This window comes from Kribbella sp. NPDC004536 (assembly GCF_042873835.1).
Classification (GTDB): domain Bacteria; phylum Actinomycetota; class Actinomycetes; order Propionibacteriales; family Kribbellaceae; genus Kribbella.
This window is the reverse complement of the sequence record NZ_JBIALY010000001.1, coordinates 1,462,140-1,476,633: the sequence shown is the minus strand read 5'-3', so window position 1 is coordinate 1,476,633 and position 14,494 is coordinate 1,462,140. Positions and strand designations below refer to the sequence as shown.

The following is a 14,494-nucleotide window of genomic DNA, read 5'->3' as shown; positions in this document are numbered from 1 at the left end:
CCAAGCAGCTAACGGTTCAGCTCTGCTCCGGGCCGGGCACGATCGCGATCAGGGTGCTGACCTGCCGTGACCCCGGTCGCGGCCCCTTCGACGCCCGCTTCTTCTCGAACCGGTTGATCAGCTCGGTCAGCTCCTTGCCGAGCTCCTTCGCCTCGTCGTAGGTCAGCCACAGGCGCGACCGGCTCAACGAGCTGACATCGTCCCACGGGTCGTCCGCATCGATCTCCGCGAACCCGTTGATGACCGCGTCCGTCGTACTGCGGATCATCGCCTGGCCGGCGGCCCGGCCCGCGCCGGTGGACTGCGACGAGATCACCAGGCTGCGGGCGGGCGCCTTCCAGGGGCGTTCGCGGCCGTCGGCGGACTCGTCGGCGCGTTCGAGGATGCCCCACTTCTCCAGCGCCCGGAGGTGGTAGCTCATCGCGGACGGCGTCAGGCCGACCAGCTCGGCGCATTCGGTCGCGGTCAGCACCTTGCCGTTGAACAGCTCGTCGATGACCCGCTGCCGGGCCGGGTGCGCGAGCGCGCGGATCGCCCGCGGATCAGTGATCACCAGCCGTTTCTTCGTACCCACGAGATCAGCGTAGCGAACCGCTTGACGCCGTCAAGTCTGAAGTGTTTACTTCACAACTATGAAGCAATCACTTCAGACTTCGATCTGGTCGCACCGCGACATCCGGCTGGTCCTGCCGGCTCGCGCCCTGTCGTACACCGGCGACGCGATCGCGATGATCGCGCTGATGCTGCGGGTCTCCGACGGCCACGGCCCGGCCGCGGTCACCGCGCTGCTGCTCGCGTTCGCCGTACCGACGGTCGCGATGATCCCGTTCGCGGGACGGATCGTGGACGGGTACGACTCGCGGACCGTGCTGGTCTGGTCGGGGTTGCTCCAGGTGGCCGCGGGCGCCGGGGTCGCGTTCGTGCACGACCTGGTCCCGACGCTGGCGCTGGTCTGCGTACTGCAGCTCGGCCAGGCGGTGGGCGGTCCGGCGTGGGGTGCGCTGATCCCGCGGATCGTCGGCGAGGAACTGGTCGGTCGCACGACCGGTACGAGTCAGGCGCTGATCGGCGTCGCGACGCTGGCCGGGTCGGCCGCGGGCGGCGTCCTGGTCGGCTCGGTCGGCAGCCGCGGCGCACTGCTGGTCGACGCTTCCACCTTCTTGGTACTGGTCTTCGTCGCGCGGTTGGTCCGCACCCGGCGCCGGCCCGAGCCGGGCAGCGACACGGCGAAGGGCGGCGTGCTGGCCGGACTGCGCGCGATCTTCGGCGACAACCTGCTGCGCATCCTGGTCCCGGCCCTCTGGCTGTTCGTCGTCGTGGGCGAGGCGGTCAACGTAGTGGAGGTCTACCTGATCACCGGCGAACTAGGCCTCGGCCCGGCCCTCTATGGCGCCGCCGGCGCGGCAACCGGCCTGGGCGCCATCGCCGGCTCCGCCTTCACTGCTCGCCTACACACCGACCAAGCACGGTCCCGAGCTGTCATAGCAGGGATGGCGGCAATCGGTGGTTCGTGCGTGTTGATGGGCCTCGCCGGAAACATCGTCACGCTGATGATCGCCGCGACCACCATCGGCGTCGGCAGCGGAATGCTCAACGCCGCAACCAGTTCGCTGGTGGTGACCCGGGCGGCCGAAGCGGTCCGCGGCCGCGTCATCGCCGCTCTGAACGGCACAGTCCGTACGTTCAGTGTTCTCGCCCTGCTCCTCGGTGGTGCGGCAGGCACGCTGCTCGGTCCGCGCGGCACCTTCGTGACCTGCGGTATCGCCTGTGCGGTGGCCGCCACGGTCGCCGGCGTCCTCGTCGTACGGACAAAGGATTCGGAGCTGGAGGCGGTCCTTCATTAGCCTTGAGGCATGACTGACGCACACGTGGACCCGGTGAACCCCGACAGCGGGCAGGACGACCTGCCCGAGCAGATGCGGGTCCGCCGGGAGAAGCGTGACCGCCTGCTGGCGGAAGGAGTACCGGCGTACCCGATCTCGGTCGGCCGGACGCACCTGCTGAAGGACCTGCGGGACAAGTACGACGCGCAGGAGCTGGAGCCGGACACCCGGACCGGCGAGCAGGTCTCGGTGGCCGGTCGGGTGATCTTCCTGCGCAACACCGGCAAGCTCTGCTTCGTCCGGCTCCGCGAGGGCGACGGGACCGAGCTCCAGGTGATGCTGTCGCTGGCCGACCTCGGCGAGGAGGAGCTGGCCCGGTTCAAGCAGCTCGTCGACATCGGCGACCTGCTGGCCGTGCAGGGCGAGGTGATCACCAGCCGGCGCGGTGAGCTGTCGGTGCAGGCGACCGCGTGGCAGATGGCCGCGAAGACGCTCCGCCCGCTGCCGAACGAGCACAAGCCGCTCAGCGAAGAGGCCCGCGTCCGGATGCGGTACGTCGACCTGATCGTCCGCCCGGAGGCCCGGGAGATGGTCCGCGCGAAGGCAGCCGTACTGAAGGCGCTGCGCGCGACGTACGACGAGCACGGCTTCGTCGAGGTCGAGACACCGGTGCTGCAGCTGACCAACGGCGGCGCCGCGGCCCGGCCGTTCTCGACGCACCTGAACGCGTTCGACCAGGAGATGAAGCTCCGGATCGCGCTCGAGCTGGACCTGAAGCGGGCGATGATCGGCGGCGTCGACCGGGTGTACGAGATCGGCCGTACGTTCCGCAACGAGGGGCTGGACTCGACCCACTCGGCGGAATTCTCGATGATCGAGGCGTATCAGGCGTACGGCGATTACGACACGATGGCCGAGCTGATCCAGGAGCTGATCCGGAACGCGGGCCGCGCGATCGGCCGTACGTCGATCACCGGACGCGACGGGCAGCTCATCGACATCGAGCAGCCGTTCCGGCACGCGACGCTTTTCGGGCTGCTCTCCGAAGCGGTCGGCGAGACCGTCGACGTGACCACCGACCTGGCCACGCTGCTGAAGTTGGCAGAACAGCACGGGGTCGAGCTGCAGCCCGGACGGAATGCCGGCGAGATCGCCGTCGACTTGTTCGAGAAGCTGGCCGAGCACACGCTGATCCAGCCCACCTTTGTCCGCGACTATCCGGAGTCGGCCCGGCCGCTGGCGAAGCCGCACCGGGAAATTCCCGGACTGGTCGAGGCCTGGGACCTGTTCTTCAACGGCGTCGAGCTCGGGGTCGCGTACTCGGAGCTGAACGACCCGGTGATCCAGCGCGATCGGCTGGAGGCGCAGTCGGCACAGGCCGCCGCCGGCGATCCGGAAGCGATGGAGCTGGACGAGGACTTCCTCCGCGCGATGGAATTCGGCATGCCGCCGGCCGGTGGCATGGGGATGGGCCTGGACCGGTTGGTGATGTTGCTCACCGGCGTCGGTATCCGGGAGACGATTCTGTTCCCGTTGCTGCGCCCTGAGTGATTCCTGATAGTTGCATAGCACAACGGCTCGGACCGGCCAATTCAGGGTCGAATTGATTCCGGTCCAGCCGGTTTCACAAGCCGTGAATACTCTTGGTCACGACCGCTGCGCAGTGTTGATGAATGACACGGGCCCGGTTTGTGCGGTACAAATCAGGTGCAAACAATTCGGCGCGGAAAGGTTGTCATCGATGGCGCAAAGGGTGCAGGTGGTTCTCGAGGACGATCTCGACGGCGGTAAGGCCGACGAGACCGTCACTTTCGGGCTGGACGGAACGACGTACGAGATCGACCTGTCCAAGAAGAATGCCGCCAAGCTGCGCGACGCCCTGGCCGCATATGTCGGCTCCGGCCGCCGGGTGGCCGGCCGGCGTGGTGCGGCGGGCCGGTCCCGCGGCCGTGGCGGCCGTTCGGCGTCGGACTCCGCGGACATCCGGGCCTGGGCCAAGGAGAACGGGTACGACGTGAGCGAGCGCGGCCGGATCTCCGCCGAGGTGCGCGCGGCGTACAACGAAGCCAAGTAATTCCCAGCAGCCGCCGGTCCCGGCCCCTCATCGAGGGCGCCGGGACCGTCCGCATTCCGGTTGTTCCACAGAGTGGGATCCGGGCGTGTCGGGCGTGATCACTGACCGGACAGGTAGTCCGGGGAATTCGCTGGTGGCGAACATGCTGTTGCGAGCCGGGCAGGCGGGAACACGCTGGGGACCAGGTCGGTTGTTCCCTTGTGATGCCGCCCGGGTGGCCGTCGGAAGCGTGATCGGGTGTTCGCCGAGAGCGAGCCTGTCGGTGCCGGGGACTAGCATGCAGGTACGGGGGTCGGCCAACACGGCACGTCCGACTCCTCTGAGGCAAGGAGCGCTTTGGCGATGTTTGAACGATTTACGGACCGCGCCCGTCGGGTAGTCGTCCTGGCTCAGGAAGAGGCCAGGATGCTCAGCCACAACTACATCGGGACCGAGCACATCCTGCTCGGCCTGATCCACGAGGGTGAGGGTGTCGCCGCCAAGGCTCTCGAGAGCCTGGGTATCTCGCTCGAGGCCGTTCGTTCCCAGGTCGAGGAGATCATCGGCCAGGGACAGCAGGCACCGAGCGGGCACATCCCGTTCACCCCCCGCGCCAAGAAGGTGCTGGAGCTCTCCCTGCGTGAGGCCCTGCAGTTGGGCCACAACTACATCGGCACCGAGCACATCCTGCTCGGCCTCATCCGCGAGGGTGAGGGTGTCGCCGCGCAGGTCCTGGTCAAGCTCGGAGCGGACCTGAACAAGGTCCGGCAGCAGGTCATCCAGCTGCTGTCCGGGTACCAGGGCAAGGAGACCCAGACCACCGGCGCCGGGACCCAGGGTGATGCCCCGAGCAGCTCCCTGGTGCTCGACCAGTTCGGCCGGAACTACACCCAGTCCGCCCGCGAGGCGAAGCTCGACCCGGTGATCGGCCGGGAGACCGAGATCGAGCGGGTCATGCAGGTGCTGTCCCGGCGGACCAAGAACAACCCTGTCCTGATCGGTGAGCCGGGCGTCGGCAAGACCGCCATCGTGGAAGGTCTGGCCCAGCAGATCGTCCGTGGTGACGTCCCGGAGACGCTGAAGGACAAGCAGATCTACTCCCTCGACCTGGGCGCCCTGGTGGCCGGTTCGCGCTACCGCGGCGATTTCGAGGAACGCCTGAAGAAGGTGCTCAAGGAGATCCGCACCCGCGGCGACATCGTGCTGTTCATCGACGAGATCCACACCCTCGTCGGCGCCGGCGCGGCCGAGGGCGCGATCGACGCGGCAAGCATCCTGAAGCCGATGCTGGCCCGCGGCGAACTGCAGACGATCGGCGCCACCACCCTCGACGAGTACCGCAAGTACGTCGAGAAGGACGCCGCGCTGGAGCGCCGGTTCCAGCCGATCCAGGTGGCCGAGCCCTCGATCGCGCACACGATCGAGATCCTCAAGGGCCTCCGCGACCGGTACGAGGCGCACCACCGGGTGACGATCACCGACGCCGCGCTGGTGAACGCCGCGCAGATGGCCGACCGGTACATCTCCGACCGGTTCCTGCCGGACAAGGCGATCGACCTGATCGACGAGGCCGGTGCCCGGCTCCGGATCCGCCGGATGACCGCGCCGCCGGACCTGCGCGAGTTCGACGAGAAGATCGCGACCGTCCGCCGGGAGAAGGAGTCGGCGATCGACGCGCAGGACTTCGAGCGCGCCGCCCGGCTGCGGGACGACGAGAAGAAGCTGATCAACGCCAAGTCCGAGCGGGAGAAGCAGTGGAAGGCCGGCGACATGGACGTCGTCGCCGAGGTGGACGAGGAGCTGATCGCCGAGGTGCTCAGCACCGCGACCGGCATCCCCGTCTTCAAGCTGACCGAGGAGGAGTCCTCGCGGCTGCTGGACATGGAGAAGGAGCTGGCCAAGCGCTACATCGGCCAGACCGACGCGGTCAAGGCACTGTCCCGCTCGATCCGGCGCACCCGCGCCGGCTTGAAGGACCCGCGCCGCCCGAGCGGCTCGTTCATCTTCGCCGGCCCGTCCGGTGTCGGTAAGACCGAGCTGTCGAAGGCGCTGACCGAGTTCCTGTTCGGTGACGAGAACGCACTGATCAGCCTCGACATGTCGGAGTACTCGGAGAAGCACACGGCCTCCCGGCTGTTCGGTTCGCCTCCTGGGTACGTCGGCTACGAAGAGGGTGGCCAGCTGACCGAGAAGGTGCGCCGCAAGCCGTTCAGCGTGGTGCTGTTCGACGAGGTGGAGAAGGCCCACCCGGACATCTTCAACTCGCTGCTGCAGATCCTGGACGAAGGCCGGCTGACCGACGCCCAGGGCCGCGTGGTCGACTTCAAGAACACCGTGATCATCATGACCACGAACCTCGGCACCAAGGACATCGCGAAGGCGGTCTCCCTGGGCTTCTCGCAGGCCAACGACACCACCTCGTCGTACGAGAAGATGAAGGCCAAGGTGACGGAGGAGCTCAAGCAGCACTTCCGTCCGGAGTTCCTGAACCGTGTCGACGAGATCGTGGTCTTCCACCAGCACACGATGGCGGACATCGTCCAGATCGTGGACCTGATGGTCGCCCAGATCGAGCAGCGGCTGAAGGACAAGGACATGGGCATCGAGCTCACGCCCGCCGCGAAGGAACTGGTCGCCAAGCGTGGCTTCGACCCGGTCCTGGGTGCCCGGCCACTGCGCCGCGCGCTGCAGCGCGACGTGGAGGACGTGCTGGCCGAGAAGATCCTGTTCGGGGACCTGCGCCCCGGCCAGATCGTCCTGGTCGACGCGGCACCCGAAGGTACGGTCAACGCCGACGGCCTGACCGAGTACTTCACCTTCACCGGTAACCAGAAGTCGACCACCTCCGACCTGGAGCTGACCGACCTCACCACCGGCGGCGGCACCACCGGCGTCCAGGACTCGTAACCCCAACCGAACACCCCACAAGACGCTCGGGCGGCCCATCCGCCCGAGCGTCTCGCACGTCCACCCACCACCCACCCGGTGCGGGCGTCTCGTACGCGCACCCCATCCCGTCCGCACCTCGTCCGGCGGCCCAGCTCCTCGTTGGCTTGCCCTCCACCACTCCGGCCCTCGCCGCGCCCCCGGCTCTCGCCGCGCCCCCGGCTCTCGCCGCGCCCCCGGCTCTCGCCCCGCCCCGGGCCTCGCCCCGGCCCGGGCGTCGGGTCCGGCCCCTCCAGCCCTGATCGCCTCGGCTCGCTGAGTCGTGGTGGATGTTTCTGGGGGTGGTTGGCGAGTCGTGGAAATCGGTCGTCTGGAGCAGCCGTTTTTCACGACTCGGCGGAGGTGACGGGTGCTTTGTGCACGAGCCGGCGAGGGGCGGGTGTGGTACAGGCCGGATTGAGGGTGGGGTGGGTGGGGAGTACTGCGGGGCGGCGCGGCGTACCGGGATGACACGCGGGATTTGCGCGGAGGCTACTGATTGGTCGTATCGTCCTGCGGAGCGTGATCATTCCGATGCCGATGCGACTCGCGCGCACCGAGGTTTCGATGGGAAGATCGCGCGACTGCTGATGAAGCAGTTACCTACCGCCTGTCTACCGCGTTGTAACCCTGTGAGCACGCTGTTCGGACCCGGACTGTCGGAAAGGGGGCCGGGAATGGAATCATCTCGTCGCATGGACGCTCCGCGTCTGCCGCTGACCCAGGAACCGGTCGCCGACACCGGTTCCTTTGGCGTGCGGCAGGCGGGTGGAGTCCTCGAGCGGGCACAGCGGATCGCGGACACGCTCCGCGAGCAGGCCGAGCACGAGAACGACCTCGCCCGCGACGAGGCGAGCCGGGTCCGGGCCGCGAACGAGCGCCTGAAGGCCGAGGCCGACGCCGCCGCGAAGAAGCTCCGCTCGGACGCGATGACGGCGGCCCAACGGGTCCTGAACGACGCCGAACGGGCCGCCGAACAACTCCGCACCGAGTCCGAGACCGATGCCGCCCGAGTCCGCGATGAGGCCGACGAGTACGCGGACGCGCTCCGCGCCCGATCGACCGCCGATGCCGAACGAGTCCGCGCGGAGGCCGACGAGTACGCCGACGGGCTCCGGGCGCAGTCGACCGCCGAGGCCGCACGGGTCCGCGCGGAGGCCGAGGAGTACGCCGACCGGCTGCGTGCGGAGTCGACGTCGGAGGCGGACCGGGTCCGGCGCGAGGCTGCCGCCGCGGCCGAGCAACTGACGGCCGAGTCGACGGCGGAGGCCGAGCGGGTGCGGCGGGAGGCTGACGCGGCGGCTGAGCAGCTGACGGCCGAGTCGACCGCGAGGGCGGATCAGGTGCGTAGCGACGCCGCGGTCGTCGCGGAGCGGCTGCGGACCCAGTCCGAGTCCGCCGCCGCGGCGCTCCGGGAGGCCGTCGCGGAGGAGGTGGCCAAGCTCCGGGACGACGCGGAAGCGGCGGCCGCCCAGCTGAAGGCCGAGAGCGAGGCCGCGGCCGCGAAGGTGACGGCGGACAGTGAAGCGGCGGCCGCGAAGCTGAAGGCCGAGAGCGAGGCGGCGGCCGAGCGGTTGCGGGCCGAGTCGCAGGCCGCGGCCGATCGGCGGGTCGCCGCCGCGGAGGTCGAAGCGCAGCGGGTGAAGGACGAGGCGGACGAACTGCTCGAGGACGCGCGGCTGGCCCGCGAGTCGGCGCAGACGGCCGTCGACCGGGCCGGCCGGGAAGCGCAGCAGCTGGTCGCGGACGCCGGTGAACAGGCCGCGTTGGTGTCGCAGGCCGCCGTCCGCAACGAAGCCGACCTGATCGCCCGCGCCGAGGCCGAGGCGAGCGAGCTGCGGGCCGCCGTCGAGCGCGAGGTCGAGGGTGCCCGGGAGAAGGCCCGCGTGCAGATCGCCGAGGCGCATGCCGAGATCGAACGGCTGCGCGGCGAGAACCGCACCGAGCTGGAACGCCGTACCGCCGAACTCGAGGAGACCGAGCGCGCCAAGCTGGCCGCGATCTCGCTGGAGATCGACAAGCTCCGCAACGAGGCGCTCGCGGAGATCGCCGAACGCAAGGCCGAGACCGAGGCCGGCAACGAGCGGCTGATGGCCGACGCCCGCGCCCAGGCCAAGCTGGTGGTGGACTCGATCGAGGCGGACCGCCGGACGGCGTCCGCCGAGGCGCAGCGGATCGTCGAAGAGGCGAACCAGGCGGCCGAGGCGGCACTGGCCGAGGCCGAGCAGCAGACGCAGTGGAGCAAGCAGACCGTTGACGGCCTGATCAGCGCGGCCGAGGCCGAGGCGCAGTCGATCCGCGACCAGGCCGTGGCCGACGCGGCGGCGTACCTGAAGCAGAAGCGGGCGCACCTGCGCCGCGTGGTCGGCCGTTCGACCAGCCGGCTGAAGCAGACCCAGGACGCGATCGCCAAGGAGAACGCCGAGCTCACCCAGCTGGCCGAGACCACGCTGTACTCGGCCGGCGAGCAGGCCGAGGCGACCCTCGAGGCCGCCAAGCGCGAGGCCGAGAAGGTCACCAGCCAGGCCCAGCTGCGCGCCGACCGGCTGAAGACCACCGCCGCCGAGGACGCCCGCGAGATCATCGAGCGCGCGAACCGGCGCGAGGCCGAGGCCGAGGCGAGTACGCAGGTACTGCGGGAACGCGCCGCCAACGACCTGTCCGAGGCGCAGCGCCAGTCGCACGAACTGATCCGCAAGTCCCGCGCCGAGGCGCAGCAGCTCGAGGCACAGGCCCGCGAGCACGCCGACGACCTGCGCGCGCAGGCCCGAAAACTTCTCGCCGACGCCGAGGCGAGGGTCGCGGCATTGAACCAGCGCCGTGATGAGATCACCAAGGAGCTCACCCAGCTTTCGGGTGTGATCGAGGCACTCGCTGTACCGGGGTTCCGCCCAGGTGGTGGAATGTCTTCCAGTGAGGGTTCCACGGGGGAATCAGGATGAGGACGTGACAGTCAGATCCTTGTCAGTGACAATGTGTGATCCACCCACCCATCGAAGTGAGCATCGGAAAACATGAGCAGTGAAAGCCCAACCCCGTTCCGTACCGTTCTGCGTGGCTACGAGCCTGCCCAGGTGGACCAGCACATCCGTGAGCTGACCACCTCCCTGACCGCGTTGCAGCAGCAGTCCGAGCAGCTGCAGCGGCACGTCCAGGAGCTGCAGTCCCGCACGGACGCTGCGGAGGCGGCCGTCATCTCCGCCCAGGAGGACTCCAAGGACCGCGCCCCGACGTTCACCGAGTTCGGTGAGCGGGTGGCGAAGATCCTGTCGCTGGCCGACGACGAGGCCCGTGACCTGGTGACCCGCGCCCGCACCGACGCGGAGGCGATCGTCGCCGACGGCGAGGCGCACGCGAAGAAGGTCCGCAAGGAAGCCGAGCAGTACTCGCTGGACTGGAAGAGCGAGGTCGACGCCGAGGCCGCCCGGATCCTCGAAGAGGCCCGGACCCAGGCCGACGACATGCGTGACGAGGCCGAGCGCGACGCCACCGCGCGGCGCAGCGAGGCCCAGGCGCTGTACGAGCAGGAGCGGGCCAAGTCCGCCCAGGCCGCGGCCGCCTTCGAGACCACCCTGGCCGAGCGCCGGGGCAAGGTCGAGCAGGAGTTCGCCGCCCGTACCGCGCTGGCCGAGCAGCAGCTGGCCGCCGTCACCGACCGCGCTGCTCAGGTGCAGCGAGAGGCCGACCGGTCCCGGTCCGAGGCCGAGCGGCTGTCCCAGCAGCAGCTGGCCGACGCGAACCGGCAGGCCCAGGAGATCGTCGCCGCCGCGAAGGACAAGTCCGAGCGGATCCGCGCCGAGTCCGAGCGGGAGCTCGCGGCCGCGACGCAGCGCCGGGACAGCATCAACGCGCAGCTGACCAACGTCCGCCAGATGCTGGCGACGTTGTCCGGCCAGCCCGCGATGCCGCTCGACCTGCTGGCCGACGACGACGCGGACGCCACCACCGGCAGCAAGAAGAACTGAAACACCCTTGAGAAGCCGGCCCGAGAGTCTCTTGGGCCGGCTTCTTCATGTCGGCAACCGATAGTTGCTGTGGGCCAGCGGCTCGACGAGGCCGTCGGCAACCAATCCGTCCAGGGCGCGTTCGCGCTGTACGGCATCCGGCCAGCAGGCGTCGAGGGCTTGTTTGGGCACGGGCGCACTGGCGTTGCGGAGTACTGCCAGGAGGCGGCCCCGGGCTTGACGATCCGTACCTTCGTACGTCTGCCCCTTGCGCGGCGGGCCGTCGTACGGCGGACTTCCGGCCAGGACCCAAGCGCACCGCGACTGGATCGGGCAGTCGGCGCAGTGTGGTGTGCGGGCGGTGCAGACGAGGGCACCGAGTTCCATCGAAGCGACCGCCCAGCGCGCGGCGGTGGACTCGTCGTCGGGCAACGCGCTGACGGCGAGCCGTTGGTCGGCGGCGGTGGGGGAGATGCTCGGTTGCGCGACACCGGTCAGCGAGCGGGCGAGGACCCGCCGTACGTTCGTGTCGACGACCGCGTGCCGTTGACCGAACGCGAACGACGCAATCGCAGCCGCCGTGTACGTCCCGACGCCGGGCAGTGCGAGCAGGGCGGCGTGGTCGTCCGGCACTTCGCCACCGTGACGCTCCACGATCGCCTGAGCGGCCGCGTGCAGCCGTAGGGCGCGCCTGGGGTACCCGAGCCGGTCCCAGGCCCGCACAGCCTCACCTGGAGCCTCTGCGGCCAGGTCTGCCGGAGTAGGCCACCGCTCCAACCAGCGCTGGTACGCCGGGAGCACCCGGTTGACCGGTGTCTGCTGCAGCATGAACTCGCTGACCATCACGGCCCACGCGCCGGCACCCGGCTCGCGCCACGGCAGCACGCGCTTGTTGACGTCGTACCAGGTCAGGACTGGGTAGTGGAGAGCTGACGGCGAGCCTGAGTGGTCCAGCACAGTGCCGATATTAGAGTGCGCTCCATGAGCAGCCTGCTCCGTCCGGTCGGGCACCTGCCTGCCAGCGTGTACTGGTTCCGGCGGGGGCTGGTGCTCGCGATCGTGGTGGTGCTGGTGATCGTCTTCTCGAGCCTGTTCGGTGGCGGCGGCGACGCCGGGAAGGCCTCCGCGTCGGATCCGCAGCAGGACCCGGCCACCGCGCCCCCGGCCTCGACGACTCCGACAACGACGCCGACGGCAACTACCGCGGGGACCAAGAAGCCGACGACGACGCCGACTCCGACCAAGACGAAGACCACGCCGCCGACGGACCTGCCGTGCAAGGCGTCCGACCTGAACGTCAACGCGCTGCCGGCGAACCGGAAGATCGTCTCCGGCTCGGTCCTGAACTTCGTCGTCCAGTTCGTCCCGACCGGCGACGGCTGCAAGGCGTCGATCGGGTCCGACAAGCTGACCGTCACGGTGACGTCCGGTACGGACCTGATCTGGAGCACCACGCAGTGCGAGAGTGCGGTCCAGAACGCCACCCTCGTCGTTGCCAAGGGCAAGCAGTCGGCGGTGACCGTACCGTGGAACGGACATCGTTCCAGGCCTGGCTGTCTGCCGGGTCAACCGGTCGCCAAGCCTGGAACCTATGTCGTCAAGGCCGAGTACAACGGCCGGCTGTCAGCCGCGCAGGCTTTCCAGGTCGTCTGACGGCTTGTCCTGCGCGCGCACCGGCTTGGCGAACAGCAGCGCCGCCAGCAGGCCGACCAGGAGTACTGCCGCCGGCAGGATCAGTGCCTGTGCCATCGAGTCGCTGAAGCCCTGGTGCAGGAACTGCGGCAGCTTGCCGCTGAACGCGCCCTCGCCCGCCGACCCTCCGCCGGGAGCGGCCGGCAGGTTGTGCGCCAGCCGCGACTCCATCAGGACGGCGATTCCCGCACTGCCGAGGACCGCGCCGATCTGCCGGGTCGTGTTGTAGACGCCCGCACCGGCCCCGGCCTGGTGCAGCGGCAGGTTGCGGGTCGCGGTACTGCCGATCGGCGCCCACATGAAGCCGTTGGCCACGCCCAGCAACGCGATCGGCAGCAGCAGCTTCCAGATCGGCACGTCGGGCTCGATCACCTGGCTGAGCCAGAACAGCGCGACCGAGCAGCACGCCAGTCCGAAGCCGGCCAGGTAGCGCGGATGCGCCCGGTCGGTGAGCCGGCCGACGAACGGCGACAACGCACCGGTGATCACCGCCATCGGCACCAGCAGCAACGCCGACTTGGTCGGCGAGAGCCCGCGGACGGCCTGCGCGTACAGCATCAGCGGGAACGTCATCGCGGTGATCGCGAAGCCGACCGAGGTGATCGCGGTGTTGGCCAGCGAGAAGTTGCGGTCCTTGAACAGTCCGAGCGGCAGCAGCGGCTCGCCGCGGTTGCGGGACTGCCAGCCGACGAAGATCGCGATCACGACCAGGCCGGCGATGATCAGCGACCAGACCGAGATCGGTCCGCTGATCTTGCCCCAGTCGTACTTCTGTCCTTCCTGGATGCCGAACACCAGGCAGAACAGACCGATCGAGCTCAGCACCACACCGAGGATGTCGAACTTGTGCTCGTGCGTCGGCAGGTCCGGCACCAGCCGCATCGCCAGCACGAAGCCGACCACGCCGACCGGCGCGTTGATGAAGAAGATCCACTGCCAGCCGAGACCGTCGACCAGCACGCCGCCGAGGATCGGGCCGACCAGGGTCGCGACGCCGGCGGTCGCGCCCCACAGGCTCATCGCCCGGCCGCGCTGGTCGGGCGGGAAGATCCTGGTGATGACGGCCATCGTCTGCGGCGTCATCATCGAGGCGCCGAGGCCCTGGAACACCCGGGCCACGATCAGCATCCCGATCGACGTGGTCAGCCCGCACCACACCGACGCGAGCGTGAACAGTGCCAGGCCGGTCAGGTAGACCTTCTTCGGCCCGATCCGGTCACCGAGCCGTCCGGTCACCAGCAGCGGCACGGCGTACGCGAGCAGGTACGCGCTGGTCACCCAGATGACGTTGCCGACATCGGTCTTGAGGTCGCTGAGGATCGCCGGGGTGGCGACCGAGACGATGGTCGAGTCGACCAGGATCATGAAGAAGCCGACGACGAGCGCCCAGAGCGCGGGCCACGGCCTCACGTGGTCTTGCTGGGAGTCCTGAGGGATAGCCATTCCAAGTCCTTGCTCTCGATACGTTCGACGGTGGCAGCGATCCAGTCGCGTTCGGCCGCGACCTGGCCCCGGACGTAGTCCGCGGCCATCCAGTACCGCTCGGGTACGCCGGCCCCCCGCGCGAGGCCGATCGCCTCGTCCACGTCGGCCAGCCAGTCGTCCAGTTCCCCGACCCGCCGGCGCAGCCGCAGTACGGCGTCGTCGGCCTCCAGGTTGTGCGCCTCGCTCAGTACCACCGGGAACACCGGGTACTCGTAGGCGAAGCTCTCCAGCCCGCGCTCCACCCGGTCGGTCAGCGCAGCGCTTCCTTCGGGGGTGATCTCGTACGTCGTCCGCTCCGGGCGGTTCCCGGCCCGCTCGGTGCCGATCGCGCGGACGTAGGTCTGCCCGGCCAGTCGCTCGACCGTGTGGTAGAGCGAGCCGGGCCGGACCTTGACGATCCGGTTGTTGTGGCGGCTCAGCAGCAGTTGGTACATCTCGTACGCGTGCATCGGCCGCTCGTTCAGCAACGCCAGCACCGACATCGCCAGCGGAGTGAGTTCAGCCATGATCCTCCAAGCGGAATGTTCCATGTGGAGTATTCGCCAGGGTAGGCAGGAATGCAAGACGCCCCC

The 14,494-nt window shown here is 69.2% G+C and carries 11 protein-coding genes; 7 read left to right on the top strand and 4 right to left on the bottom strand.

Annotated features, from left to right (window positions below; translation table 11 throughout):
• Positions 1-16: 16 nt before the first annotated feature.
• Positions 17-574, bottom strand: coding sequence for an ArsR/SmtB family transcription factor (locus ACFYRU_RS07290; protein ID WP_387654123.1), 558 nt, complete (start codon positions 572-574; stop codon positions 17-19).
• Between the two features lie 58 nt (positions 575-632).
• On the opposite strand from ACFYRU_RS07290, the gene ACFYRU_RS07285 reads away from it, so the two are divergent.
• From ACFYRU_RS07285 to ACFYRU_RS07260, 6 genes are all read left to right on the top strand, one after another.
• Positions 633-1,844 (top strand): MFS transporter, encoded by a 1,212-nt coding sequence (locus ACFYRU_RS07285; RefSeq protein WP_387654120.1) that lies wholly within the window; start codon positions 633-635, stop codon positions 1,842-1,844.
• 9 nt (positions 1,845-1,853) lie between these two features.
• Positions 1,854-3,374: a lysine--tRNA ligase gene (lysS, locus tag ACFYRU_RS07280; protein ID WP_387654117.1), complete on the top strand. Its 1,521-nt coding sequence runs from the start codon at positions 1,854-1,856 to the stop codon at positions 3,372-3,374.
• A 190-nt stretch (positions 3,375-3,564) separates the two neighbouring features.
• Entirely contained in the window at positions 3,565-3,897 is a 333-nt protein-coding gene (locus ACFYRU_RS07275) for an Lsr2 family protein (RefSeq protein WP_141855383.1), read from the top strand.
• 342 nt (positions 3,898-4,239) lie between these two features.
• Positions 4,240-6,783, top strand: a complete 2,544-nt coding sequence (locus ACFYRU_RS07270; RefSeq protein WP_387654114.1) for an ATP-dependent Clp protease ATP-binding subunit — start codon at positions 4,240-4,242, stop codon at positions 6,781-6,783.
• A 713-nt stretch (positions 6,784-7,496) separates the two neighbouring features.
• Positions 7,497-9,743 (top strand): kinetoplast-associated-like protein, encoded by a 2,247-nt coding sequence (locus ACFYRU_RS07265; protein ID WP_387654112.1) that lies wholly within the window; start codon positions 7,497-7,499, stop codon positions 9,741-9,743.
• Positions 9,744-9,815: 72 nt separating this feature from the next.
• A complete protein-coding gene (locus ACFYRU_RS07260; RefSeq protein WP_131335484.1) occupies positions 9,816-10,766 on the top strand; it encodes a DivIVA domain-containing protein in 951 nt (316 codons plus the stop codon).
• 45 nt (positions 10,767-10,811) lie between these two features.
• On the opposite strand, the gene ACFYRU_RS07255 is transcribed toward ACFYRU_RS07260, so the two are convergent.
• Positions 10,812-11,702: an A/G-specific adenine glycosylase gene (locus ACFYRU_RS07255; RefSeq protein ID WP_387654108.1), complete on the bottom strand. Its 891-nt coding sequence runs from the start codon at positions 11,700-11,702 to the stop codon at positions 10,812-10,814.
• A gap of 24 nt (positions 11,703-11,726) precedes the next feature.
• Here ACFYRU_RS07255 and ACFYRU_RS07250 point away from each other — a divergent pair, with 24 nt between their 5' ends.
• The gene (locus tag ACFYRU_RS07250) at positions 11,727-12,398 is read left to right on the top strand and encodes a hypothetical protein (protein ID WP_387654105.1); all 672 of its coding nucleotides are present in this window, start codon (positions 11,727-11,729) and stop codon (positions 12,396-12,398) included.
• On the opposite strand, the gene ACFYRU_RS07245 is transcribed toward ACFYRU_RS07250, so the two are convergent.
• Both ACFYRU_RS07245 and ACFYRU_RS07240 read right to left on the bottom strand, forming a co-directional pair.
• On the bottom strand, positions 12,369-13,880 hold the full coding sequence (locus ACFYRU_RS07245; RefSeq protein WP_387654102.1) for a DHA2 family efflux MFS transporter permease subunit: 1,512 nt from the start codon (positions 13,878-13,880) through the stop codon (positions 12,369-12,371). The genes ACFYRU_RS07250 and ACFYRU_RS07245 overlap by 30 nt on opposite strands.
• Positions 13,844-14,428, bottom strand: a complete 585-nt coding sequence (locus ACFYRU_RS07240; RefSeq protein ID WP_387654099.1) for a PadR family transcriptional regulator — start codon at positions 14,426-14,428, stop codon at positions 13,844-13,846. Before ACFYRU_RS07240 ends, ACFYRU_RS07245 begins: the two co-directional genes overlap by 37 nt.
• Positions 14,429-14,494 lie beyond the last annotated feature (66 nt).

Bases quoted from the DNA above. Each gene is read 5' to 3' on its own strand.
- ACFYRU_RS07250 (WP_387654105.1), top strand. From the start codon at position 11,727: ATGAGCAGCCTGCTCCGTCCGGTCGGGCACCTGCCTGCCAGCGTGTAC.
- ACFYRU_RS07245 (WP_387654102.1), bottom strand. From the start codon at position 13,880: ATGGCTATCCCTCAGGACTCCCAGCAAGACCACGTGAGGCCGTGGCCC.
- ACFYRU_RS07265 (WP_387654112.1), top strand. From the start codon at position 7,497: ATGGACGCTCCGCGTCTGCCGCTGACCCAGGAACCGGTCGCCGACACC.
- ACFYRU_RS07285 (WP_387654120.1), top strand. From the start codon at position 633: ATGAAGCAATCACTTCAGACTTCGATCTGGTCGCACCGCGACATCCGG.
- ACFYRU_RS07260 (WP_131335484.1), top strand. From the start codon at position 9,816: ATGAGCAGTGAAAGCCCAACCCCGTTCCGTACCGTTCTGCGTGGCTAC.
- lysS (WP_387654117.1), top strand. From the start codon at position 1,854: ATGACTGACGCACACGTGGACCCGGTGAACCCCGACAGCGGGCAGGAC.
- ACFYRU_RS07275 (WP_141855383.1), top strand. From the start codon at position 3,565: ATGGCGCAAAGGGTGCAGGTGGTTCTCGAGGACGATCTCGACGGCGGT.
- ACFYRU_RS07240 (WP_387654099.1), bottom strand. From the start codon at position 14,428: ATGGCTGAACTCACTCCGCTGGCGATGTCGGTGCTGGCGTTGCTGAAC.
- ACFYRU_RS07270 (WP_387654114.1), top strand. From the start codon at position 4,240: ATGTTTGAACGATTTACGGACCGCGCCCGTCGGGTAGTCGTCCTGGCT.